The 22,094-nt window shown below is 67.0% G+C and carries 20 protein-coding genes; 3 read left to right on the top strand and 17 right to left on the bottom strand.

The features are described 5' to 3' along the window. Positions 1-8: 8 nt before the first annotated feature. The 11 genes from ACM26W_RS17185 to acnA all read right to left on the bottom strand — a co-directional run bounded on the left by ACM26W_RS17185 (position 9) and on the right by acnA (position 15,100). The gene (locus ACM26W_RS17185) at positions 9-530 is read right to left on the bottom strand and encodes a hypothetical protein (RefSeq protein WP_416138193.1); all 522 of its coding nucleotides are present in this window, start codon (positions 528-530) and stop codon (positions 9-11) included. Beyond that, a complete protein-coding gene (locus tag ACM26W_RS17180; protein ID WP_416138192.1) occupies positions 527-2,506 on the bottom strand; it encodes a DUF4157 domain-containing protein in 1,980 nt (659 codons plus the stop codon). The genes ACM26W_RS17185 and ACM26W_RS17180 overlap by 4 nt, the downstream gene beginning before the upstream one ends. After that, on the bottom strand, positions 2,506-4,194 hold the full coding sequence (locus ACM26W_RS17175) for a DUF4157 domain-containing protein (RefSeq protein WP_416138191.1): 1,689 nt from the start codon (positions 4,192-4,194) through the stop codon (positions 2,506-2,508). Before ACM26W_RS17175 ends, ACM26W_RS17180 begins: the two co-directional genes overlap by 1 nt. Next, a complete protein-coding gene (locus tag ACM26W_RS17170) occupies positions 4,191-4,469 on the bottom strand; it encodes a hypothetical protein (RefSeq protein ID WP_416138190.1) in 279 nt (92 codons plus the stop codon). Before ACM26W_RS17170 ends, ACM26W_RS17175 begins: the two co-directional genes overlap by 4 nt. Beyond that, positions 4,466-6,406 (bottom strand): ATP-binding protein, encoded by a 1,941-nt coding sequence (locus ACM26W_RS17165; RefSeq protein WP_416138189.1) that lies wholly within the window; start codon positions 6,404-6,406, stop codon positions 4,466-4,468. Before ACM26W_RS17165 ends, ACM26W_RS17170 begins: the two co-directional genes overlap by 4 nt. Then, complete coding sequence (locus ACM26W_RS17160) at positions 6,403-7,713, bottom strand: DUF4255 domain-containing protein (RefSeq protein WP_416138188.1); 1,311 nt, start codon at positions 7,711-7,713, stop codon at positions 6,403-6,405. Before ACM26W_RS17160 ends, ACM26W_RS17165 begins: the two co-directional genes overlap by 4 nt. Next, the gene (locus ACM26W_RS17155; protein WP_416138187.1) at positions 7,710-8,567 is read right to left on the bottom strand and encodes a hypothetical protein; all 858 of its coding nucleotides are present in this window, start codon (positions 8,565-8,567) and stop codon (positions 7,710-7,712) included. Before ACM26W_RS17155 ends, ACM26W_RS17160 begins: the two co-directional genes overlap by 4 nt. Next, on the bottom strand, positions 8,564-9,274 hold the full coding sequence (locus ACM26W_RS17150; protein WP_416138186.1) for a hypothetical protein: 711 nt from the start codon (positions 9,272-9,274) through the stop codon (positions 8,564-8,566). The genes ACM26W_RS17155 and ACM26W_RS17150 overlap by 4 nt, the downstream gene beginning before the upstream one ends. A 5-nt stretch (positions 9,275-9,279) precedes the next feature. Beyond that, on the bottom strand, positions 9,280-9,804 hold the full coding sequence (locus tag ACM26W_RS17145; protein WP_416138185.1) for a phage tail protein: 525 nt from the start codon (positions 9,802-9,804) through the stop codon (positions 9,280-9,282). Between the two features lie 12 nt (positions 9,805-9,816). Beyond that, positions 9,817-11,709: a phage tail sheath family protein gene (locus ACM26W_RS17140; protein ID WP_416138184.1), complete on the bottom strand. Its 1,893-nt coding sequence runs from the start codon at positions 11,707-11,709 to the stop codon at positions 9,817-9,819. A 634-nt stretch (positions 11,710-12,343) separates the two neighbouring features. Next, complete coding sequence (gene acnA / locus ACM26W_RS17135) at positions 12,344-15,100, bottom strand: aconitate hydratase AcnA (protein WP_416138183.1); 2,757 nt, start codon at positions 15,098-15,100, stop codon at positions 12,344-12,346. Between the two features lie 181 nt (positions 15,101-15,281). Between acnA and ACM26W_RS17130 the strand changes: the two genes are divergently transcribed. Continuing rightward, entirely contained in the window at positions 15,282-15,503 is a 222-nt protein-coding gene (locus ACM26W_RS17130; protein ID WP_416138182.1) for a CPXCG motif-containing cysteine-rich protein, read from the top strand. A 75-nt stretch (positions 15,504-15,578) separates the two neighbouring features. Next, positions 15,579-16,529, top strand: a complete 951-nt coding sequence (trxB, locus tag ACM26W_RS17125; protein WP_416138181.1) for a thioredoxin-disulfide reductase — start codon at positions 15,579-15,581, stop codon at positions 16,527-16,529. A 152-nt stretch (positions 16,530-16,681) separates the two neighbouring features. On the opposite strand, the gene ACM26W_RS17120 is transcribed toward trxB, so the two are convergent. Continuing rightward, a complete protein-coding gene (locus ACM26W_RS17120) occupies positions 16,682-16,927 on the bottom strand; it encodes a SlyX family protein (RefSeq protein ID WP_416138180.1) in 246 nt (81 codons plus the stop codon). Between the two features lie 94 nt (positions 16,928-17,021). Between ACM26W_RS17120 and ACM26W_RS17115 the strand changes: the two genes are divergently transcribed. Further along, positions 17,022-17,486: a cold-shock protein gene (locus ACM26W_RS17115; RefSeq protein ID WP_416138179.1), complete on the top strand. Its 465-nt coding sequence runs from the start codon at positions 17,022-17,024 to the stop codon at positions 17,484-17,486. A gap of 67 nt (positions 17,487-17,553) precedes the next feature. Here the strand turns inward: ACM26W_RS17115 and ACM26W_RS17110 are convergent, their stop codons facing one another. The 5 genes from ACM26W_RS17110 to dapC form a co-directional block, all read right to left on the bottom strand. Then, positions 17,554-17,955: a hypothetical protein gene (locus tag ACM26W_RS17110; RefSeq protein WP_416138178.1), complete on the bottom strand. Its 402-nt coding sequence runs from the start codon at positions 17,953-17,955 to the stop codon at positions 17,554-17,556. Between the two features lie 7 nt (positions 17,956-17,962). Next, on the bottom strand, positions 17,963-19,135 hold the full coding sequence (dapE, locus tag ACM26W_RS17105; protein WP_416138177.1) for a succinyl-diaminopimelate desuccinylase: 1,173 nt from the start codon (positions 19,133-19,135) through the stop codon (positions 17,963-17,965). Then, positions 19,122-20,147 carry a 2,3,4,5-tetrahydropyridine-2,6-dicarboxylate N-succinyltransferase gene (gene dapD, locus ACM26W_RS17100; RefSeq protein WP_416138176.1) on the bottom strand — a complete coding sequence of 342 codons (1,026 nt, stop codon included), beginning with the start codon at positions 20,145-20,147 and terminating at the stop codon, positions 19,122-19,124. Before dapD ends, dapE begins: the two co-directional genes overlap by 14 nt. Positions 20,148-20,226: 79 nt before the next feature. Continuing rightward, positions 20,227-20,571 carry an arsenate reductase gene (locus tag ACM26W_RS17095; protein ID WP_416138175.1) on the bottom strand — a complete coding sequence of 115 codons (345 nt, stop codon included), beginning with the start codon at positions 20,569-20,571 and terminating at the stop codon, positions 20,227-20,229. Beyond that, positions 20,571-21,797 (bottom strand): succinyldiaminopimelate transaminase, encoded by a 1,227-nt coding sequence (gene dapC / locus ACM26W_RS17090; RefSeq protein WP_416138174.1) that lies wholly within the window; start codon positions 21,795-21,797, stop codon positions 20,571-20,573. Before dapC ends, ACM26W_RS17095 begins: the two co-directional genes overlap by 1 nt. Between the last annotated feature and the right edge of the window lie 297 nt (positions 21,798-22,094).

Here is a 22,094-nt window from a genome sequence, read left to right as displayed (position 1 = left end):
TGCGGCTTTCATGTGTGCTCGACTCCCGCGTCCAGCCCGGCCCATTGAATCCGGTCCTCGAAGGCCTGGTAGTAGGCCGGACCAAAGGCTTCAACCCGGTCCAGCGGCTTGATCCCGCGGCAGCGGACGATCCGGTCCGGCATGCCGCCGCGAAAGGCCCGAGCCACGGTCAGCACCAGTCCGGTAGCGCAATACAGATACTCATGGGCGTAGGCCCCAGGTACCAGGATCTCGTGCGCGAGCACGGCGTCCGGTTCGGGCAATTCGCCGAGAACGGCTTGGTCCGGCGGCTTCACGGTCTGAACCATGACTGCGATCCCGTCCCGCGCCCACATCAGCAAGCCTTTCGCGGCACCGTCATGGCGGTAGCGCGTGCGGCTTGCCGGGTAAACACCGAGCACCGTGTCGATGCGCTCGTCTGTCGGACCGAACAGGGCGTCGAACTGCGCCTCCGTGGCGTCAGGCAGGCCCCCCCAGCGCACCGGATCGAGGTTGAGCAAGGGTTGGAGGGCGCTGAGCAGGGTACTCATCTTGGTAGTCCTGCCAGTTCGGGACGGCCGAGAAAATAGGCCGCGCGGAAATTCTCGTTACCCACCCGTCTGCGGATCGACTCCGCGCCGCTGCCAGCCGACCCGTAGCCTATAGTCGCTGCCGCCGGTGCCGGGCAGGGCGCGCCGCTGACCCCAGCCTCGAGCGTGGCCTTGAAGGTGGGATTCGCCTTGGCCTTGGGCACCACCCGGTCGTTGAACAACTGCACCCCGAGCACTTCGGTGAAGCCTTCCCGTATGACCTGCGGAAACGAGACGCGCCCGGCGGTGGCAACAAAATCGGCATGCACCAGCGCATGCAACACCTCGTGGCACAGTGTGTCGATGCCGGCCCAATGGTCTTCGCAGGCGGTGGCGCGATCGGCGTTGAACTCGGTGACCAGACCGATGCGGGTGGCCGCCCTGGAACCCGTCTTGCGGCCGGTGTGCTGGATCAGCCGATCGACGATGGGGGCGATCGCCGGATCCAAGTCCATGGTCGACACGATGCTAAACAACTCCGCCTGGTCCGCGGGGCGGGTCGGGTCGAAATGGACATCGGCAAAGATATTGGCGTCGATCACGCTCGCACTGACGGCGGTGCTGCGCCCGACGATCTCTGCCCGATTGCTCAGATAGCTCAGGCGCTGGTCGGTCGTCGGCGTGAGCGCCCCGACGTCGAAAATGTTTGCCGAGGCATGCCACCTCGGCTGGAGGTCGTAGAGATTGTCTATGGCTGCATCGGCATAGGGGGCGAAAAAGCTTCGTGCTTCGCGCTGCACGACGTCGCCGATGGCCTGGAAGGCGGACAGGGATCGGGTGTCGACATTGGTCCAGCTGGCCGGATCGAGCCGGTTCAGCAAGTGGGTGAGCGCAGGTGGCAGGCGGGCGTTGAGGGCAGCAACGTCGAGCGGGTCAGAAGCGCTTCCGGTGGTCGGCGGCGGATTGACGATCCTGTCGATGGCCGCTTTCCCGGCACTGCCAGGCGCTGACAGGCGCTGCGCCTGCGCGGTCTCCGACCAGCCGGAGACACGCAACACCTCGCGCACGTAGCGGTTTCCGGGGTCGGGCAGGGGTTGCAGGCTTGATCGTGATGCCTGGTCCAGCAGGCGTTGTATGGCCACTGCCCAATCGAGCGTGCTGGCCGCGGCGGTGTTGTCGCTGAGCAGTTTCAGGCTATGCATGAGCCAGTTCTGCTCACTGGCGGTCAGGGCGCGGATCGCGGTGTCCTGTGCCGGGTCCGGGGAAAGGCCGGTTAGCGAGGTCGCCAGGGCGACGATGCGGTCGGCACGGTCGGCTGCCGGCACGGTCGTCAGGCCGCTGTAGTCGATGGTGATGCTTACTCTGCCCTGACGGATGGTCGCGCGCTGCAGGGTCCCGCCCCGGGTACCCGATTGCTGGATCACGTGGGCCAGCTCATGGGCCAGCAGTTCGCGTCCAGCCAGCGCGTCCGGCGCGTATTGTCCGCGACCGAACACCACGCTGTGGCCCACGGTGTAGGCGTATGCCTCGACGTCGCGTGCAGAGCGTGCCGCGAGCGCGTCGCGATGCACGCGTACCTTGCCGAAATCGTGGCCGAAGCGCGGTTCGAAGTAGGCGCGGGCCGAGCCCGTCAGGGGTTCGCCCGCACACCTCAGCGTGTGATGCACGCTGTCCGGCACCGCGTCCCGGTGCCCGCCATGTGCCCCGGTGCCGCGCCGGCTCAGCACCGGCGATGCCGCCCGGGCGGTGCCGATATTGGCCGGGTTCATGTGCAGCACCTGCGCCGCCGCGCGGTCGGCTTCGCCTTCGAGCGGGTCATCGCTAGCACCAATCGACAGCCGGGTCTGCAGGCCCAGTGCCATATTCTGCTGGCACTCCTCGCACTCGCCGGTCAGTGCGGACGCACCCTTGCCGCAAGCGCACTTGCGCTGGAGCAGCGTGGCCGGGGCATCGGCAGCGGCGTGTTGCGCAGTCGAGCTAATCGTCTGCCGGCTCATCAGCGTCTCCCGCGCCGGGCTCGGCCCCGGCGAACGCGTCTCGGAGCCGGGATGGTGATGGTGACCGCGGGCAGTCCGGCCGCAATGGCCGCTTCCCAAGCCGCCTGCCTCGAAGCATTGCAGCCGTGATTGGTCTGGCCGTCGTAAAGGCTCTGCTGTCGTGCCAGCGTGGTACGTGCGGCACGCAGCAGCGCGTCGAAATCGGGCGTGGCGGCGAGCATGCCGTTGGCCTTGGTGGCCATTGCGCAGCTCAGGTTGAAGTGACCACGTTCGTGCGCCAGCAAGCGGGCCGACTCGGCCACGGCGCGGTCCCTGCAATCGGCTGCGACCACGGTGGCGCATTCGGCGTGGCTGGTCGCCTGGTCGCCACGCGGGATGGCGCTGGCCGGGCAGCCGCGGTTTGCCGTGGTCGACAGGGCGAAGTTGCCGGTCTGGCCGCGCCGTGTCAGGCGGGTGAAGTGGGCCTGACACCGCGCTACCTGTCGCCTACAGCTGTTGCTGGCCGGATTGGTCGGGTTGCTGAAGGCCGGTTTCACCCACGAGCGGGCTGGATTGAAAAAAGCCTGGACCGCGCGCGAAGACGCGCCGGCGGCCACGGCCGAATCGGGCATGCAGCGCAGCAGGGCGGTGTTGATGGCGCGTGGACGCAGGCTGGAATGGGTCAGTGCATCGAAGCGGTGGCGCCGTGGCGGGCTTGCACTGAAATCGGCCCAACTCAGTGCACGTGCCGGGTCGCACTCGGTGGGGTCGGCCGGGGTGGCGTGCACGCACTCATGTGCGGCGGCTGCCTGCGCCCGAATTTCGGCGGCTTCGTCCTTCTCCTGCCAGCCGCCCTCCGGCAGCTCGCTGGCCGCCTGACGCTGGAGCACCCCGCCGACACCGCCGGCTTCATGCTCGTCGGCATCTTCGGTAAGCGGTGCTTCGCCAGGCGGCTTTTCAGTCGCAGCTTCGTCGGGGACCGGTGCTGTGGCGAGCGGTTCCCCGGCAACCGGCGCTTCGGTCAGGGCGCGTTCATCCTCATCGTCGGTGTCGGACGGGTTGCGCCGTGTTTCGGGCTCGGGCGATACCGAACTGCGCTGCACGGCCGCCCGTTGTTGAATGACATGCGCCAGTTCATGCGCCAGCAGGGCGCGCCCCGATGCGCTATCGGGTGCATAGCGGCCGCTGGCGAACACCAGATGATGGCCGACAGTATAGGCGTGTGCCGCGACCTCGCGAGCGGATGCTGCGGCCGGGGCGTCGCGGTGGACGCGCACGCGGCTGAAATCGTGCCCGAAACGTGGCTCGAAAAAGGCGCGGGCGCTCGGTGACAGCGCTTCGCCGGGGCTGCGCAGGGTGGCGCCGACGCTCGCCGGTGCGCGGCGTACGCTGCCTGTGGCGGGTGTCGGGCGACGGCTGACCAAAGCTGGCGTGGTGGTGTCCGCTTTCGACCTCAAGGGAGCTGCGGGGGGCGCCGGCATGTTGAGCACCTGTGTCGCAGCGCGGTCGGCTTCCTGCTCTAAGGGGTCGTTGGCGGCACTGACCTCGAGCCTGGCCTGCAGGCTAAGGGCCTTTTTCTGCTGGCATTCCTCGCATTCGCCACTCAGTGCCGATGCACCGTTGCCGCAGGCGCACTTGCGCTGGAGCACCCCCGCGGCCGTGTCGGTGGGGGCCCGGGCGAGCGGTTGAAAGCGGGTCGGGGCGCTCATGACCGCCCCCCTCGGGCAATGCCGCCGGCGATGGCCTGGCCGATGTGATGGCCGGTGTCGCTCCCAGTGCTGTTCGCATCGAGCTGTACCGAGCCGGCCCTGATTCGTGCCAGATGACCTCCGGCGGCAAGATGGGCGGCAGCGCCCGGTTCGCCCTGCAGGCGCTGTAGTTCGGCCTGCACGCCGGCCTGCACGCCGGCCGACACCGCGGCGGCATCGCCGGCGTCGATGCCGCGCAGCACGAGCCTGTCGATGTGCACCACGATGCCCTTCATACCCACCCCCGCGTTTCAGCATCCGAAGGCGACTTCTCGCGTTTTGCCGCTTCCACATGTGCCGCGCGCAGCAGGTGGGCCATGCCCACCGGGGTGCCGGCTTCGGCCGCGAGGAAGGCGGCGGCGAGTGCGATGTTGCGGATGTTGCCGCCGGTGGCGTTGAGGCGGGCGAGCTTGGCGTAGTCCAGATCGTCCACCGGGGTGCCGGGCGGGAACACGCTGCGCCAGATCGCCTCGCGCTGGCCGGCGTCAGGGAACGGGAAGTGCACCACGAAGCGCAGGCGGCGACTGAAGGCGGTATCGAGCGCGGCCTTGTGGTTGGTGGTGAGGATGGCCAGCCCGCGATAGGCCTCCATGCGCTGGAGCAGATAGCTCACCTCGATGTTGGCGTAGCGGTCGTGGCTGTCCTTGACCTCGCTGCGCTTGCCGAACAGTGCGTCGGCCTCGTCGAACAGCAGGATGGCGCCGATGTCCTCGGCGCCGTCGAACACCTTGCGCAGATTCTTTTCCGTTTCGCCGATGTACTTGCTGATCACCGCCGACAAGTCGATGCGGTACAGCGCGAGGCCCAGTGTATTGGCCAGCACTTCGGCGGCCAACGTCTTGCCGGTGCCGCTCTCGCCGCTGAACAGGGTGGCGATGCCGAGCCCGCGGCTGCCCTTGTCGGCAAAACCCCAGTCGTGGTGCACGGTGATGCGATGGCGAGCGTGGACCGCGATCTGCTGCAGGGCGCGGCGATGGGCGTCGGGCAGGATGAGATCATCCCATCCCGCGCGGGCATCGATCTCCTGCGCCAGTTCGCCGATAGCGCTGGCGTCGCTGCGGCTGAGACGGTGCAGGGTGGCGATGTCCTGCGCTGCGTCCGTGCCGCCGATCTGTGCGGCACAACGGGCGATCTGTCGCGCACCGAGGCGATACTGGCTGGCGAAGCCGTCGAGCGCTGTGCCGAACGCCCCGGTCCGGTCGCCCATCGCAGCGTGCCAGAGCAGGCGCTGGCCGGGGGCGTCGGGCTTGTCGACGAGGTGGTGCAGGGTGTCGGTGTCGACACGCGGCGCCGTCGGACCGGCAAGCACCAGCAGACCATCGATCCGGGGGACGAAGCGGGCGAGGGCAGCGGTTTGGCTGGCGCTGTCGTCCTCGCCGTGGGTGATCAGCAAGCCGCTGCCGAGCAGTGCGGCTTCGCGTTGCCACAGGCTTGCCAGTGCAGCCTGCTCGTGGGGCGCGGTCGGGATATCCGCCGCGCGCAGCTGAAACAGCGTCACGCCGAGGGCATCGGCCAGGGTGGCGGCGACATCGCGCCGTCCGTCGCGGTCATCACCGCTGAGCATCACCATCGGTAGCCGGCCACCGTGTGCGCGCAGTTCGGTGCCGATCCGGGCGGCCAGGGCACGATGTGGCTCAGCCATCAGGCCGGCGGGCGGCACCGGGTCCAGCAGCGGGCGCAGGCGATGATCAAGATAGTTCAGGCCGGCGATGAAATGCAGTACGCGCTCGTCGAGCCGTAGTCGGCCGGCGCTCAGGCCGGCAGTCTCATCCACCTCGATCAGGCGCCAGCGGCGCAGGGCGGCGACCGGCGTGAGCGCGCTCCAGTGCGCCTCGGGCAGCGCCCCGAGCGCGAGGCCGAAGTTCGCCCACGGGGCGTGCGCCGGTCCGCCAGTCGCAGGGCTCAGGTTGGCGATGCACAGGCCGCCAAAACGAGCATCCATCTCCACGCCGGCGACCAGCAACAGGATGTCGCGCTCGAAGTCGCTCAGCTCGAACAGGGCAACCAGAGTGTCGATGGCGGCCGGGGCGGGCATTTGCCGCGTCATGGCATCGACCTGCCGCTCCGCCGCCGCCAACTCGCCGTCGCCGAGAAGCGCGCGCAGGCGGGCGAACTCGGCCACCAGCAATTGCTGGTTGGAGGTGGTCCAATCGAGGTCGAGTGGCGTGTTCATGAGATCGTCACCCGCACATCGAGGAAGGTCGGCGGTGCGGTACTGCGATCGGCCACCGGGCTGTCGATACCGTCGATGCGCAGGTGGGCGAGCGGTGCGCCAATCTCGGCATCCTCGACCACGAAATCGAGCGTCGTGGTCGGTGCGACAAAGCTCTCGGGTGCGACTTCGACCTGGCCAATGAGGAGCGAGGCACGCTGGCCGGGTTGCAGCGCGGGGGTGAAGGTCAGCGTAATATGGGCGTCGCCATTGCCGTCGCGCACCACCGCCTGCGGCAGGTTGGTGACGTTGGGGGCGAGGACGCATGCGAGCCGGTTGGTCTCACTCGGAGCGGTGTCGCCGGGGCGTACCACCGCGGCGGCCACGTCGTACACCCCCACCGGAAAGTCATTCGCGCGCGCGCCGGGAATGACGAACACCATGCGATCGGCGGCGTTCGGACCGCTGGCCGGCAGCGTCTCGGCAATGTCGAAGCGCTCGTTGTGCAGATGCACTTCGCGGTTGCTGCCGTCGAGGTGATGGCCTTCCAGCGTCACCGCCTGGTCAAGAAGCACCACGGGCTGGTTATCCGCGGGCAGCACCGCCTCGATCATCGGCAGCGGCGGGATCAGGCTCGGGGTGACGACCACGCCGCGTTCGCGACCGGACACGAGATCGACCTCGCCCCGTGTGAGCACCGGCAGGGTCGGGCGGGTCGGGCGGGTGGCTTCGATCAGCACCACCGACACCTGGTAGGCGGCGGTGGGCCGGTAGTTGGACTGGGTGGCAGTCCACAACTTGGATATCTCTTCGGTGTTCAGGAACTGCGGGGTGATGCGCAGCAGTTCCACCTGATCCGCCAGACCACAATCGGCCAGCGCACGCAACGCGGGCGGCAGATCCAGCCCGACATCGGGCGAGGGGTTGAGCGCGGTGCGGATCATTTCGCGGGTTAGCACCGGGAACTCGTGCATCAACTGCATGGCGTAGCCGAGCAAGATCTCCGCATGCAGGTCGCCGCCGCTGTAGGCGGAGATCAGGTAATGCAGGTCAAGTGCCAGTGGCGGGTTGCTGAGCCTTTGGCGGCCGGCAGCGTCGTGGGCCGGCAGGTCTGCATTGCGCCAGCCGATGTTGGGGCTGACCTGATAGAGGAACAGGTTGAGCTGGCTCGATTCAGTGCCGTCGGCGGCGACGACGCGATCGGGCGGCAGCACGCTGACTGTCACGGTGCTGCCGAGCACGCCGCTGACGTTGTTATTGACAAGCCCGTCGTTGAGCCGGTCGCGCAGCACGGCGGTAACACTGGCGATGGCCAGGGCATTGCTCATGATCGGTGTCCTGCGCGCCGGGCCAGATACTCATCCAGCGACATGGGCTTCCGCCCCCGCGCCGCGGGTGGCTTGGCCGGAGTCGGCGTTGGCACCGCCGTCACCTCGATGCGCCCGATATGCACATGCACCTCGACCCTGCCTTCGGCGGTGGCGGAGGGGCTGGGCATGGAGGGCGATCGCGGGGGTGGCTGTCGCTCGGCGAGCAGCAGCAGCAGCGCGTCGGGCGGCGGCGATAGCGCCAGTCGTTCGGACTCGGGCGGCGTGCCGAATGTCGGCAATGTCGTGGCTGGAATTTTTGTGCTCGCGGTCGATGGTGCCGTCTCCTCCACCCGATCCCCGGCCCTGAGCGGGGCGAGACGCTCGCCACGTGAATCGGGCGTCTCTTCTGCTCTCACCGCCGTGGTGTGCGTGACGAATTCCGCTTCCGGACTTGGCGGCATGGCCTGCGCCGCGATGGGCGCAGCATCCGTCGGTAACGGCGTCGATCGGACAGGTGTCGGCGTCATGGCATCGGCCAGTGTCGGGTCGCTCATGTCGCCTCTGTCGACCGAAGGTATTTCCCCGATCAGCGGCGTCAGCAGCGGTGTGTCGATCGACGTTGCCCCCGGCGCCATCGTGCCGGCGGTGGTCGGTGCCGTCGCGGGCTCGACCGTGGCGTCGGTCGGGAGCGACGCAGGATCCGGCACACCGGGTGCTTGCCGTGCCGGTCTCGCCAGCGTCGTCGCCGTGCGCGGCATTTCCTCGGCCAGGAAGTCGGGGGCGGCATGGTACGGCAGACGCGCTGGGGCGTGGATCCGGGGCAGGGCGCGCCCGGTGGCCTGCCGGGCGAGGCGTCGCAGCAGACCGCTCATGACTGTATCCTGGCCAGATAGGCCGCACGCCGGGTCTCGCTCAGAGCGAGAATGTCATGCTCGGTCCAGCCGTAGGCCTGTGCCAGGGCATGAATGTCATCGAGCAGGCGCTTGGTCTGGCTGTCGAACTCTTCCCACAGGTAGCCAGCGATATCGAAGCTCGCGGTGTCGTCGTGACCGCAGGCCGGGCAACGCATGGCCAGCGCCAGGTCGGCCCAAGGGTCGCTCTCGTCCAGGGCGGTGTCGACGGCCTCGAGCAGGGCGGCGAGGGCCGGTTCGTCCCGTGGCAGCGCCTCGGGCACCTCGGCACAGTCATGTAGCAGTTGCCGCGCAGCCGCGTGCTCGTCATCCAGCGTCACCAGCCGGGCCAGGTGCCGACTGGTGGGGCGCTGAAAGCGGTGTCCCGCGACCTCGATCAGGACGTTTCCGTTGGCGGAGGCGGCTGGCCACTGGCTCGCATCGAGGACGAACTCCATCCGCTCGCCGCATGCCGTACAGTCGAGCCACGCCATCAGCTCGCGACCGAAGCACGCCTGGTGCAAACGAAACAGGGCGGCATTGAGGGCACCGAGCGGAGCATCGGCCAACTGTCCGGGGGGAGTGTCCGGTGCGGCAAGCGCATAAAGCAGCAGCGCGCGGTCGATGGGATGGCGCCGCTGGCCGTGCTCCCAGACGCTCAGCAGTCGTTGCGTAGTCAGGGCCTCCATGGTCGTCAGGCCGGCTCGGTGAAGCTTGGTTCAGTCGGTTCGGTGACGTCGACATCGCGTTCCCAGCCCTCGTTTTCCAGCTTTAGGGTTTGGATGGCGACGGCGTTGGCGTTGGCGTCGAGATCGGGTAGGGCCTGATATTCCGACACCCAGCAGCGGTACACCTTGTAGGCGAGCGCGAGCTGGCCGGCCTCGTTGTACACTTCGATGATGAGGTCCTTGCGGAAATCCTGCAGCGATACCTCGGCACCCAGTCCCGCACCGAAGTTCCACACCTTGTTGGCCCATTGCTCGAATTCGACATCATGGGTGACGCCGCGCTCCAAGGTGATGGCCTCGTACTTGGTGCGGCCGGGCGACTTGCGCGAGGTCGAGGGGTCGCCCCCTTCGCGATGCTCGACCAGTTCGGTGCTGCGCTTGAGCGCACCGACCTTGCTGACGCCCGCCACGTAGCGACCGTCCCACTTCACGCGGAATTTGAAGTTCTTGTACGGATCGAAGCGCTGTGCGTTGACGCTGAACTGTGCCATGAGTGTGTCTCCTTACACCTCGACCTGACCGGCCATTTGCTGGAGCTTGATGACCACGAATTCGGCCGGCTTGAGTGGGGCGAAGCCGACCGTGATGTTCACGATGCCGAGATTGATATCGTTCTGGGTGGTGGTTTCGCGGTCGCACTTGACGAAGTAGGCGTCGCGCGGGCTCGCGCCTTGGAAGGCGCCTTGGCGGAACAGGTTCTGCATGAAGGCGCCGAGATTGAGACGGATCTGTGCCCACAGCGGTTCGTCGTTGGGCTCGAACACCACCCACTGGGTGCCTCGATAGAGGCTTTCCTGGAGGAACAGGAGCAGGCGGCGCACCGGCACGTATTTGTACTCATCGGCCTGCGCATCGGCGCCCTTCATGGTGCGTGCGCCCCAGATGACCTTGCCGTATACCGGAAAGCTGCGCAGGGCGTTGATACCGCTCGGGTTGATCCTTCCGTTTTCGATGTCATTCAGCGGCGCGCTTAGGCCGGACACGCCATTGAGCGTGGCATCGGTGCCTGCGGGGGCTTTCCAGACGCCGCGGGTGGCGTCGGTGCGCGAATACACGCCGGCGATCGCGCCCGACGGTGCCATGGGCCTCTGGCGGAAGTTGTCGAGTGGGTCGGATACCATGATGGCCGGGAAGTACACTCCCGCATTGCGCGATTGCGATACCCCGTTGGCCCAGCTGGCGATGTTATTCAGTGTGCGCCCGGCCACGGCATCTACTATGTAGAAGGCGCGCTCCTCCTCGCACAGGTTGACCGCCGCCTGGATTACCGGGGCGGCCTCCACTTCCGGTAGGTCGCGCGTCTCGGGAATGCATAGCAGGTTGAACAGGTTGACATCGCGTAGCGCGTAGATGCCGCTCTTGTTCGACGGGCTGCCGATCAGTTCCAGGGCGCCGCCCTTGCTGCCGTCGATACCCAGGGAGGACGGTGCCTGATTGACGACCACGTCGGGGCGATGCACGGAGTCCCCGGTGAACTCTCGGCCACCGTTGGCCAGCCCGAATCCGATGCTCGTGGCTAGCCCGCCAAAAGCGCCATTGGCCGCCGCAACCGTCGACGATGCACCCGTGGCGAGCGAGGTGATTCGCACGCTGCCGGTGCCTGTGGTATCGCCGTCGAGCCCGGACTCGACGGCTAGGAGGCGGCCCACGAGGCCGGCGTCGCTGATGGCAGTATTCAGGTCGGCAACCAGCGTCGCCATGTCGACAGGCGTAGCGGCGAGGGTGAGCGAGAAGGGCGTGTCGCCGTCGACCGTGCCGGCGATTATGTTGTCGCTGACACTGAGTGGGAAACTGATCGCCCCGCTCACGGCGAACCCTTGGTGGCTGTACACGAGCGCGGCGTCTTCGGTGACGCGGATGAGCTGCGAGGCGTGATTGACCACTGCCTGGACATGGTTGGCCGAGCGAGGGTTGAGGTTGAGATTGCGATGCGTCTCGCGTGGTACGGGTAGCGACACACCGCCCTGGTCGACCATCTGCGATACGATGAGATTGAACTCGGCATCGGGGTTGCGGGTACCGGTGTGTTCAACCTCGAGCCGCAGCGTATTGCCCCACACACCGGGGCTGGACGCTGCGACGTCGAGCACCGTGCCGGCACCGTCGGTCAACTGCCAGTGCGCCAGGGCATGGCCGCTGGCTATGCGGACGATATACGCCTCGGTGCCACCATTCATGAAGAACTGCCGTACTCCGTAGGAGACGGGACTGTCACGGTCGAGGCCGCCGTGGCTACGCTCGAAATCGGCGAAGCTCGAGACATAATGCGCTACATCTGGTGTTCCTTGGCGGGTATAGCCGACGAAGGCCGTGATGGAAGTGGCAACTCCCGTGATGGTGCGAACGCCGCTGGGAACTTCTTGGATATAGACGCCGGGATAGGTCAGGGCCGACATTGCGCGGTTCCTCTTTCAGTATGTTGGCCGGCGCCTTTTTACATATAACTACCCCTGCGCCGTAGTTTAAGAAACACGGTGCTGCGTTTACTGATGGGATGCATAACTCAAGCTAGTAAGTCGGGGGTGAGAATTCCAGAAGTTATTTACCAAAAGAGAGCTTGTGTGACGTTATGTCTGGTATGGGAGACAGATGATTAAAGTTGGTGAAAGACGAACTTGTTATAAAGAAATAGTTGGAGTGTGGTCGGTCTCAAGTTCCAAACACAACGCTATTGAAGGGTGCTCGGACAGGCGGTGATCACCAAGGGATGAAAAAGTAAGCAGAAAATCTTTTATGATTCAAGGGGCTATGTGGGGTAAGACGCTCACGACGAAAGGCCCCGCCAGGTAAGCCGGCGGGGCCTTTCTCTTAACTCTTCGTAAGCTCAAGTGAAATTACCCTGTGGGAGCTCGGGTTCCCCGAGCGAATGGCGCCGTAGGCGCCCAGGTAAAGTCGCTGGCGTTGCTTCATGCCGCCTAGGAGCCCTTCGGTCTCCATTCGCCGGGCAAAGCCCAGCTCCCACAGTAAGCCTTCAGCGTTGCCTTGATTTTACAAGAGATTGCAAAGCATCAGTACCCTTCGGCCTTCTTCTCAGGCGGCCCCAATCATCTTGCGCAGCACATAGTGGAGAATGCCGCCGTGGCGGTAGTACTCCAGTTCGTTGGCGGTATCGATGCGGCAGAGCGCCTCGATCTTCTTCTCACCCCTGTCGGATTTCACGGTCACCTTGACGCTGCCGCCCGGGGTGAGGTCGGCAAGCCCCTCGATGGAGACCTGCTCGTCGCCGGTCAGGCCCAGGGTATGGCGGCTCTCGCCCTCGGGGAACTGCAGCGGCACCACGCCCATGCCGATCAGGTTGGAACGGTGGATGCGCTCGTAGGACTCGGCGAGCACCGCGCGCACGCCGAGCAGGCGGGTGCCCTTGGCGGCCCAGTCGCGGCTGGAGCCGGTGCCGTACTCCTTGCCGGCGATCACCACCAGCGGCGTGCCCTCTTCCTGATACCGCATGGCGGCATCATAGATCGCCATCTGTTCGCCGGAGGGTACGTGGCGGGTCTCGCCGCCGACCACGCCGTCGAGCATCTCGTTCTTGATGCGGACGTTGGCGAAGGTGCCGCGCATCATGATCTCGTGGTTGCCGCGGCGTGAGCCGTAGGAGTTGAAGTCCACCGGCTTGACGCCGCGCTCCTGCAGGTAGCGCCCGGCAGGGCTATCCGGCTTGATGGCACCGGCCGGCGAGATATGGTCGGTGGTCACGGAGTCGCCGAGCAGGGCGAGTAGCCGGGCGTCCTCGACGTCCTCGATGGCGTCAGGTTCGCGGCCCATGCCCTCGAAGAAGGGCGGGTGCTGAATATAGGTGGAGTCCTTCGACCACTGGTAGACCTTGCTCTGGGGCACCTCGATGGCCTGCCAGACATCGTCCCCTTGGAACACCTCGGCGTACTCCTTGTGGAACATCTCGGTGTTGACCCTGGCTACTGCCTCGGCGATCTCCGCCTGGCTGGGCCAGATGTCCTTGAGGAAGACCGGCTCGCCGTCCTTGCCGGTGCCGATGGGCTCCTTCGTCAGGTCACAGCGCACGTTGCCGGCGAGTGCATAGGCCACCACCAGCGGCGGCGAGGCCAGCCAGTTGGTCTTGACCAGCGGATGCACGCGGCCCTCGAAGTTGCGGTTGCCCGAGAGCACCGAGGCCACGGCGAGATCACCCGCTTCGATCGCTTTCTCGATGGGCACCGGCAGTGGGCCGGAATTGCCGATGCAGGTGGTGCAGCCGTAGCCCACCAGGTGGAAACCCAGGGCATCGAGGTCCTCGTTGAAGCCGCCGGCGGCCAGGTAGTCGGTGACCACCTTGGAGCCGGGGGCGAGCGAGGTCTTCACCCAGGGTTGGGTATCCAGCCCCTTCTCGCGGGCCTTCCGCGCCACCAGGCCGGCGGCCATCATCACGCTGGGGTTGGAGGTGTTGGTGCAGGAGGTGATGGCGGCGATCACCACGTCGCCCGGGTCGAGCTTGAACTGCTCGCCGTCCAGGTCGACGTCCTGGCTGTCGGCGTGATCAAAGCTGCGCCCGATGCCCACGGCGGTCTGGCCGCCCTCGGACATCAGCTTGCCCTTTTCCACCGTGCGCTCGGTGGAGGAGGGGGTCTTGTCGTCGTCGGCCATCACCTTCTCGAAGGCCGCCTGCATGTCGCTGAGGGCCACGCGGTCCTGGGGACGCTTGGGGCCGGCCAGGCTGGCCACCACTTCGCCCATGTCCAGCGTCAGGGTGTCGCTGAACACCGGCTCGGCGCCGGGTTCACGCCACAGCCCCTGGGCCTTGCAATAGGCCTCCACCAGGGCCACCTGTTCGTCCTCGCGGCCGGTCAGGCGCAGGTAGTTGAGGGTCTCGTCGTCCACCGGGAAGAAGCCGCAGGTGGCGCCATACTCCGGGGCCATGTTGGCGATGGTGGCACGGTCGGCCAGCGGCAGGTCGTCGAGGCCGTCGCCGTAGAACTCGACGAACTTGCCCACCACGCCCTTCTTGCGCAGCAACTCGGTCACCGTCAGCACCAGGTCGGTGGCGGTGATGCCCTCGCGGAGCTTGCCGGTAAGCTTGAAGCCGATCACCTCGGGAATCAGCATCGAGACCGGCTGGCCGAGCATGGCGGCCTCGGCTTCGATGCCGCCCACGCCCCAGCCGAGCACGCCCAGGCCGTTGATCATGGTGGTGTGGGAGTCGGTGCCTACCAGGGTGTCGGGATAGGCGAAGGTCTTGCCGTCCTCCTCCTTGGTCCACACCGTCTTGCCCAGGTACTCCAGGTTGACCTGGTGGCAGATCCCGGTACCGGGCGGCACCACGCTGAAGTTGTCGAAGGCCTGCTGGCCCCAGCGCAGGAACTCGTAGCGTTCGTGGTTGCGCTCCATCTCGATGGCGACGTTGTCCCTGAAGGCGGTGGGATTGCCGAACTTGTCGACCATCACCGAGTGGTCGATCACCAGGTCCACCGGCGACAGCGGATTGATGCGCGCCGGGTCCTCACCGAGGCTCTCCACCGCCGCACGCATGGAGGCGAGATCGACCACGCCGGGTACGCCGGTGAAGTCCTGCATCAGCACCCGCGCCGGGCGATAGCCGATCTCGCGGTCGGAACGGGCCTTTTGCTGCCAGTCGACCAGCGCCTGCATGTCGTCACGGGAGACGCTGTCGTCATCGGCGAAGCGCAGCTGGTTCTCCAGCAGGATCTTCAGGGTCATCGGCAGCCGGTCGATGCTGCCCAGTGCCTCGGCGGCCTTCGCCAGGCTGTGGTAATGGAAGGTGCGGCCGCCGGCGTCCAGCGTCTGCAGGATATCCTTGGGTGTCTTGGTGCTCATCGATGCCTCCTCTGGCGGAGAGTGAACGAACCGTCCTGGTCGCTTATCTTACTTGGTCATGATAGGCGCAATTTTCAAGTGCTGCCGCGGGTTGTCGCGCCTTGAAACGGCTGGTGTCGCCACCATACTGGTCAGCATGTTCGGCATTGATGACGGGGCGGCGACGCACCGAGGAGGCACCATGCATGAGGAGCAACTGGCGTCGCGGCGGGTGCAATGCCCCTACTGTGATGCCCCCTTCGACCTGCTGGTGGATGCCTCTCAGGGCAGCCACGTCACCTGGGAGGATTGCCATGTCTGCTGTGCCCCGATCCAGGTGCGCATCGATGTCGCCTTCGGCGACGCTCGCGACGCCGAGCCGGGTTTCAGCCTGACGCTGGGTCGCGACGACGAGGTGCTCTAGTCGCCCGTCTTGGCTGCTACAATGGCGCCACTGACAACTCCCTACCGAGAATCATCCCTAGCCACGAGGTAACTCATGAGCGATGTGCGTCACGAACGCCTGATCATTCTGGGCTCGGGCCCGGCGGGCTACACCGCCGCGGTCTATGCGGCCCGCGCCAACCTGGAGCCGGTGCTGATCACCGGCATTCAGGCAGGCGGCCAGCTGACCACCACCACCGACGTGGACAACTGGCCGGGTGACGATGTCGGCGTGCAGGGCCCGGAGTTGATGGAGCGCATGAAGCGCCACGCCGAACGCTTCGATACCGAGGTGCTGTTCGACCATATCCAAGAGGTGGAGCTGCGGGAGCGCCCCTTCACCCTCAAGGGCGACAACGGCACCTACACCTGCGATGCGCTGATCATCGCCACCGGGGCCAGCGCCCGCTATCTGGGGCTTCCCTCGGAACAGCAGTTCATGGGGCAAGGGGTCTCGGCCTGCGCCACCTGTGATGGCTTCTTCTACCGTAACCAGGAAGTGGTGGTGGTCGGCGGCGGCAACACCGCCGTGGAGGAGGCGCTCTACCTCGCCAACATCGCCTCGAAGGTCACCCTGGTGCACCGCCGCGACAGCCTGCGCGCCGAGAAGATCCTGCAGGACAAGCTCTTTCAGAAGGCCGAGGAGGGCAAGGTGGTGTTGGCGTGGCACCACACCCTGGAGGAGGTGCTGGGCGATAACACCGGCGTGACCGGGGTGCGCATCAGGTCTACCGAGACCGGCGAGACAAGGGAGCTGGCGGCGCCCGGCGTCTTCATCGCCATCGGCCACAGCCCCAATACCGGTATCTTCGAGGGCCAGCTGGAGATGAGCGGCGGCTACATCAGGGTGAAGTCGGGTCTGGACGGCAATGCCACCGCCACCAGCGTGCCGGGGGTGTTCGCCGCCGGCGACGTCATGGACCACGTCTACCGCCAGGCGGTGACCTCGGCCGGCAGCGGCTGCATGGCCGCACTCGACGCCGAGCGCTATCTGGACGAACTGTAACCGGGCTTCGCCCGGAGCTGTAAGCCTTAAGCTTGAAGCTGGAAGGAAACCCTTGATGCAGCCTCTGGAGGCATCACGCTGCATTCCAGCTTCCAGCTTCCAGCTTCCAGCTTCCAGCTTCCAGCTTCCAGCTTCCAGCTGTCGCTAAGCGACTAGTAATGCGGCGGCACCTCGTCCGCGGGGCCGGGCGCCGTCGCATCCCCCTCCTGTAGTGCGCGCTGCTGGTCGCGCAGCTTCTCCTGCATCAGGTCGTTGATGCGCTCCAGCCGGGTGAGCCGCCGCTCCTGGGTGGCGACAGCCTCGTCCAGCGTGTCCAGCCAGTGCTCCTGATAGGCGATACGGCTCTCCAGCGCCTCGAGGCGCTCGGCGAGGGCATCGGACGACGAGGGTGTGCTCATGCTAGAATCCTTGTGCTGCGTGTCATCGTTCATCGTGGCACCTTCCCGTGGTTGTCTATTACGTTCATCACCAACAAGAGAGTCACTCGAGTCCATGAATCGAAAGGTCATGTTTCGTTGCAGTCTGGTCAGCCTGCTGCTGGCCGCTCCCGCTCCACTGCTGATAGCCCTGTTCGTGCATCTCGCCGGCGGCGAGCTCGCCGAGGCGCTGTTCGAAAGCCTCGAGATCGGCGGCATTGCCGTGGTCTATGTGGCCGCGGCCCTGGCGGTCTTCCTGGTGCTGCTGATCGCCACCCTGGCGGTCAACGTGCTCACCCCGCAACTGGTCAATCTGGCCGACGTCGAGAGCGATGATCGCGAGATCGGCGAGGTGAAGTGGTTCAACGTCAACAAGGGATATGGCTTCATCACCCGCGACAGCGGTGAGGATGTCTTCGTCCACTTCCGCGCCATCCGTGGCCGCGGCCACCGGACCCTGGCAGAGGGCCAGAAGGTTCGCTACCACATCATCGAGAATGAGAGAGGGCTGCAGGCCGACGACGTTACCGTCATCACCTGAAAACGGCCCACGCCACGACAGCGCCCCGCCATCGTGCGGGGCGCTGTCGTTTGGGCGGGGCCTGGCGTCAGTGACCCGAGTCGGGCCAATCGATCTCGGCTTCGCCGGCGTCGGGCAGAATCTGCAGGAAACGGTCCGGGTCGTCGCCGGGGTGCCAGCCGCCCAGCGAACAGCGCACCTCGCAACCCAGCTGCGCCACGGCGGCCCGGGCGCAGGCGGCGTCGCTCTCCCAGGGGGTATGAGGACTGTCGAACCACAGGCTGGCGAAGCCGTCGGCGGCCTTCTCCACCAGCAGCACCGGGACCTCCTCGCCGTTGCGATGGCCGCGGGTTCGCCACTTGCCCTTGCCGGCGGGGGCCAGCGGCTCGGCGCCGATGGCGCTCTGCAGCCACTCGCCGATCGCCTCCACGGACGCCATGGCCAGGTAGATCTCGATATCGGGGTAACATGGTTGGCTGTCGGATGTCATGTCGGCCTCAGGGTCGGGCACTGCCGTTGATGAACAGGTGCTTCAGGATCGCTTCGTAGACCCGGCTCAGCGCGTCCAGGTCGGCGGCACGGACACGCTCGTTGACCTGGTGAATGGTGGCGTTGAGCGGACCCAGCTCCACGACCTGACTGCCCAGGGTGGCGATAAAGCGCCCATCCGACGTTCCCCCCGAGGTGGAGAGCTCCGGGCGATGCCCCATCACCTCTTCCACGCCGAGTACGGCCGCCTCGACCAGCTCGCCCTCGGCGGTGAGGAAGGGCTCGCCGTTCAATGTCCAGTCCAACTGGTACTCGAGCCCGTGGGCATCGAGAATCGCCGCGGTGCGCTCCCGCAGCTGCTCGTGGGTCACCTCGGTGGAGAAGCGGAAGTTGAACACCGCCTCCACTTCGCCGGGGATGACGTTGGTGGCGCCGGTGCCCGAGCGGATGTTGGACACCTGGAAGCTGGTGGCCGGGAAGAAGTCGTTGCCGCTGTCCCAGTGCTCCCGAGTCAGCGCATCCAGCGCCGGCATCGCCTGGTGGATGGGATTGCGCGCCAGGTGGGGGTAGGCCACGTGGCCCTGCACTCCCCTGATGTGCAGCACGCCGCCCAGGGAGCCGCGCCGGCCGTTCTTGATCACGTCGCCCAGCCGGGCGGTGGAGGAGGGCTCGCCGACGATGCAGTAGTCGAGCCGCTCGTGGCGCTCGCGCAGGTGCTCGACCACGGCGCGGGTGCCGTCCATCGCCGGGCCCTCCTCGTCGGAGGTGATCAGGAAGCCGATCTGGCCGTGGTGGTCCGGGTGGGCCGCCACGAAGCGCTCCACGGCGGTGACCATGGCCGCCAGGCTGCCCTTCATGTCGGCGGCGCCGCGCCCCCTGAGCATGCCTTCATCGTCGATGCAGGGCTCGAAGGGGGGGAAGTCCCAGCGGGGTTGGGGGCCGCTGGGCACCACGTCGGTGTGGCCGGCGAAGGCCAGCAGCGGGCCGTGGTGGCCGCGGGTGGCCCAGAAGTTCTCCACGTCGCCGAAGGGCAGGCGCTCGATATGAAAACCGAGCGCCGCGAGGCGTTCGATCATCAGGTCCTGGCAGCCCAGGTCGTCCGGTGTCACCGAGGGGCGCTGGAGCAGCTCGAAGGCGAGCTGCAGGGTCGGGGAGAGAGCGGCCGGATCAGTTGTGGGCATGCAGCGCCTCGTTGAGCGCGATGGCGCTCTTGTTGGTCAGGCACTCGATGCGGCCGTTCTGGGAGTTGCGGCGCAGCAGCAGGTCGTCCTGGCCGGCCAGCTCCCGGGCGGCCACGGTCTTGACCTCCTGGCCCTGGTCGTCGAGCAGGGCGATCTTGGCGCCGGCGGTGAGATAGAGGCCCGCTTCCACCGTGCAGCGGTCGCCCAGCGGGATGCCGATGCCGGCGTTGGCCCCGATCAGGCAGCCCTCGCCCACCTTGATGACGATATTGCCGCCGCCGGAGAGGGTGCCCATGGTGGAGCAGCCGCCACCGAGATCCGAGCCCTTGCCGACCATCACGCCGGCGGAGATGCGGCCCTCGATCATGCCGGGGCCTTCGGTGCCGGCGTTGAAGTTGACGAAGCCCTCGTGCATGACGGTGGTGCCCTCGCCCAGGTAGGCGCCCAGGCGCACCCGGGCGGTGTCGGCGATTCGCACGCCACCGGGCACCACGTAGTCGGTCATCTTGGGGAACTTGTCGACGCAATCCACCGAGAGGGGGCGGCCGGCGAGGCGCGCCTTGAGGCGGCGGGCAGGGAGTTCCTGGACGTCGATGGGGCCTTCACTGGTCCAGGCCACGTTGCGCAGCAGGCCGAACATGCCGGTGAGGTCGAGGCCGTGGGGCTGGACCAGGCGGTGGGAGAGCAGGTGCAGCTTGAGGTAGACCTCCGGCGCCGACTCGGGCGCGCCGTCCTTTTCCAGGAACATGGCCACCAGCGGTCGAGTGCTGGCGGCGAGCGACTCGGCCAACTCGGCCTGGTCGGCATGGCCGGCCTCGCGCAGGGCGGTTGCGAGGGCTGCGCACTGCTCGGGCAGGAAGCTGACGGCGGCGTTGCCGGCGGGCGCGTCGAGCACCTTGGCGGCGGCCTCTACAAGGCTGGCGTCGGGGTTGAGCAGCGGGGCCGGGTAGTAGATTTCCAGCCAGTCGCCCTGGGTGTTCTGGGTGCCGATGCCGAGTGAAAAGCTGAGCATGTCTGTATCCTTACTGGAGATGACGTATCAAGTGAGAGGCGGGCCGCCGGCGTAGCGGCGGCCGCCCTGTTCGGGTGACCTAGCCGGCCAGGGTGTCGTAGTCGCCGTCGCGGTAACCGACGACGATCTCGTCGCCGGTGTCGAGCAGCGGGCGCTTGAGCAGGGTGGGGTGGGCGAGCAGCAGCTCGCGGGCCTTGTTGGCGTCCACCGCCTGTTTTTCCTCGTCGGGGAGGTTGCGCCAGGTGGTACTGCGCTTGTTGATGGCCTCCACCACTGGCACCTTGTCGAGGATATGCTCGAGCAGGGCGGCGGAGAGGCCGTCCTCGCGCAGGTCGTGGAACTGGTAGGGAATGCCGGAGCCGTCCATCGCCTTGCGTGCCTTGCGGCAGGTATCGCAGTTCTTGATGCCGTACAGGGTGAACATCAGGCTCTCCTCTCGATAAAGCGGCGGATACGCCAGGCGGCTTCCACCGTGGCGTCGACCTCGGCCACCAGCGCCAGACGGATGCGCCCGGCGCCGGGGTTGGTGCCGCTGGCGCCGGGACGACCCATCCTGTCGTCAGCAGCGGGACGACCCATATAGCTGCCGGGCAGCACGCTGACGTGTTCCTCGGCGTAGAGCGCCCGGGTGAAGGCCTCGTCGTCACCGCCGGGTACCGCCGGCCACAGGTAGAAACTCGCCTCCGGGGTGGGGAACTCCATCACCGGGGCCAGGATCTCGGTCACCGCGGCGAACGTCTCGCGGTAGGCGTCGCGGTTGGCGCGCACGTGGACCTCGTCGTGCCAGGCGGTGATCGAGGCCTGCTGCACCGGCAGCGCCATGGCACAGCCGTGGTAGGTGCGGTAGCGCTTGAAGGGGGCGATCAGCGCCGCGTCCCCGGCCACGAAGCCGGAGCGCAGCCCCGGCAGGTTGGAGCGCTTGGAGAGCGAGTGGAAGACCAGGCAGCGGCGGTAGTCGTGGCGGCCGAGCGCCGCGCAGGCCTCCAGCAGCCCCGGGGGCGGGGCGGCCTCGTCCAGATAGAGCTCCGAATAGCACTCGTCCGAGGCGATGAGGAAGTCGTGCTCGTCGGCCAGGGCGATCAGCTTCTGGAACTCGGCCAGCGGCGTCACCGCGCCGGTGGGGTTGCCCGGCGAGCAGAGAAAGACGATCTGCACGTCGCGCCAGGTCGCGGCGGGTACGGCGTCGAAATCCGGCCGAAAGCCGCTCTCGGCGCTGCAGTCCAGGTAGAGCGGCTCGCCGCCGGCCAGCAGGGTGGCGCCTTCGTAGATCTGGTAGAAGGGGTTGGGCACCGCCACCTTCGCGGGGCGGGTGCGGTCCAACGCCGCCTGGACGAAGGCGAAGATCGCCTCCCGGGTGCCGTTGACCGGCAGCACCTGGGTCTCCGGGTCGAGGGCCGCGAGACCGAAGCGCCGCCCGGCCCAGCCGGCGATGGCCGCGCGCAGCTCTGCCGTGCCGGCGGTGGCCGGGTAGCGGGCAAACTCGGCCTGGTGCTCGATCAGGCTGGCCAGCGCCGCGGGGTAGGGCGCATGCTGGGGCTCGCCGATGGTCAGCGGGATGTGGGCCAGCCCCGCGGGGGGCGTCACGCCGGCCTTGAGGGCGGCCAGCTTCTCGAAGGGGTAGGGCTTGAGGGCGTCGAGATCGGGGTTCATGGGTATCCAGGCGCGCCTCGCCGGCCGTGGCCTCGGGCGTCATAGGTGAGTCGTTGTCGGAAGGGGCTTGATTATAGGGAAGGCGGGAGAAGGCCTCAAACGTGAGGCCATGGCCGAGGGACGTCGAGGGGCGCCGGGGACAAGCCGTAGAGGGGGTCCGTGGACCAGGGGTGAGGAGCACTGCTCCGAACGGGCTGGCCATGGATGGCCAGCACCGGTCCTGCAAGCGGAGCAGGACGCGAGAGCGCCGCAGGGTCTAGGTAGCCCCCAGGGAGGGGTTCATGGCGCCCCCTCGAA

It is taken from the genome of Halomonas sp. HK25, from assembly GCF_047795635.1.
Classification (GTDB): Bacteria; Pseudomonadota; Gammaproteobacteria; order Pseudomonadales; family Halomonadaceae; genus Halomonas.
Note: the sequence above shows the minus strand (reverse complement) of the source record. Positions and strands in the feature narration are given on the sequence as shown.

Excerpts from the sequence above, each read along its gene's own strand:
- ACM26W_RS17185 (WP_416138193.1), bottom strand. The coding sequence starts at position 530 with ATGAGTACCCTGCTCAGCGCCCTCCAACCCTTGCTCAACCTCGATCCG.
- ACM26W_RS17180 (WP_416138192.1), bottom strand. The coding sequence starts at position 2,506 with ATGAGCCGGCAGACGATTAGCTCGACTGCGCAACACGCCGCTGCCGAT.
- ACM26W_RS17175 (WP_416138191.1), bottom strand. The coding sequence starts at position 4,194 with ATGAGCGCCCCGACCCGCTTTCAACCGCTCGCCCGGGCCCCCACCGAC.
- ACM26W_RS17170 (WP_416138190.1), bottom strand. The coding sequence starts at position 4,469 with ATGAAGGGCATCGTGGTGCACATCGACAGGCTCGTGCTGCGCGGCATC.
- ACM26W_RS17165 (WP_416138189.1), bottom strand. The coding sequence starts at position 6,406 with ATGAACACGCCACTCGACCTCGATTGGACCACCTCCAACCAGCAATTG.
- ACM26W_RS17160 (WP_416138188.1), bottom strand. The coding sequence starts at position 7,713 with ATGAGCAATGCCCTGGCCATCGCCAGTGTTACCGCCGTGCTGCGCGAC.
- ACM26W_RS17155 (WP_416138187.1), bottom strand. The coding sequence starts at position 8,567 with ATGAGCGGTCTGCTGCGACGCCTCGCCCGGCAGGCCACCGGGCGCGCC.
- ACM26W_RS17150 (WP_416138186.1), bottom strand. The coding sequence starts at position 9,274 with ATGGAGGCCCTGACTACGCAACGACTGCTGAGCGTCTGGGAGCACGGC.
- ACM26W_RS17145 (WP_416138185.1), bottom strand. The coding sequence starts at position 9,804 with ATGGCACAGTTCAGCGTCAACGCACAGCGCTTCGATCCGTACAAGAAC.
- ACM26W_RS17140 (WP_416138184.1), bottom strand. The coding sequence starts at position 11,709 with ATGTCGGCCCTGACCTATCCCGGCGTCTATATCCAAGAAGTTCCCAGC.
- acnA (WP_416138183.1), bottom strand. The coding sequence starts at position 15,100 with ATGAGCACCAAGACACCCAAGGATATCCTGCAGACGCTGGACGCCGGC.
- ACM26W_RS17130 (WP_416138182.1), top strand. The coding sequence starts at position 15,282 with ATGCATGAGGAGCAACTGGCGTCGCGGCGGGTGCAATGCCCCTACTGT.
- trxB (WP_416138181.1), top strand. The coding sequence starts at position 15,579 with ATGAGCGATGTGCGTCACGAACGCCTGATCATTCTGGGCTCGGGCCCG.
- ACM26W_RS17120 (WP_416138180.1), bottom strand. The coding sequence starts at position 16,927 with ATGAGCACACCCTCGTCGTCCGATGCCCTCGCCGAGCGCCTCGAGGCG.
- ACM26W_RS17115 (WP_416138179.1), top strand. The coding sequence starts at position 17,022 with ATGAATCGAAAGGTCATGTTTCGTTGCAGTCTGGTCAGCCTGCTGCTG.
- ACM26W_RS17110 (WP_416138178.1), bottom strand. The coding sequence starts at position 17,955 with ATGACATCCGACAGCCAACCATGTTACCCCGATATCGAGATCTACCTG.
- dapE (WP_416138177.1), bottom strand. The coding sequence starts at position 19,135 with ATGCCCACAACTGATCCGGCCGCTCTCTCCCCGACCCTGCAGCTCGCC.
- dapD (WP_416138176.1), bottom strand. The coding sequence starts at position 20,147 with ATGCTCAGCTTTTCACTCGGCATCGGCACCCAGAACACCCAGGGCGAC.
- ACM26W_RS17095 (WP_416138175.1), bottom strand. The coding sequence starts at position 20,571 with ATGTTCACCCTGTACGGCATCAAGAACTGCGATACCTGCCGCAAGGCA.
- dapC (WP_416138174.1), bottom strand. The coding sequence starts at position 21,797 with ATGAACCCCGATCTCGACGCCCTCAAGCCCTACCCCTTCGAGAAGCTG.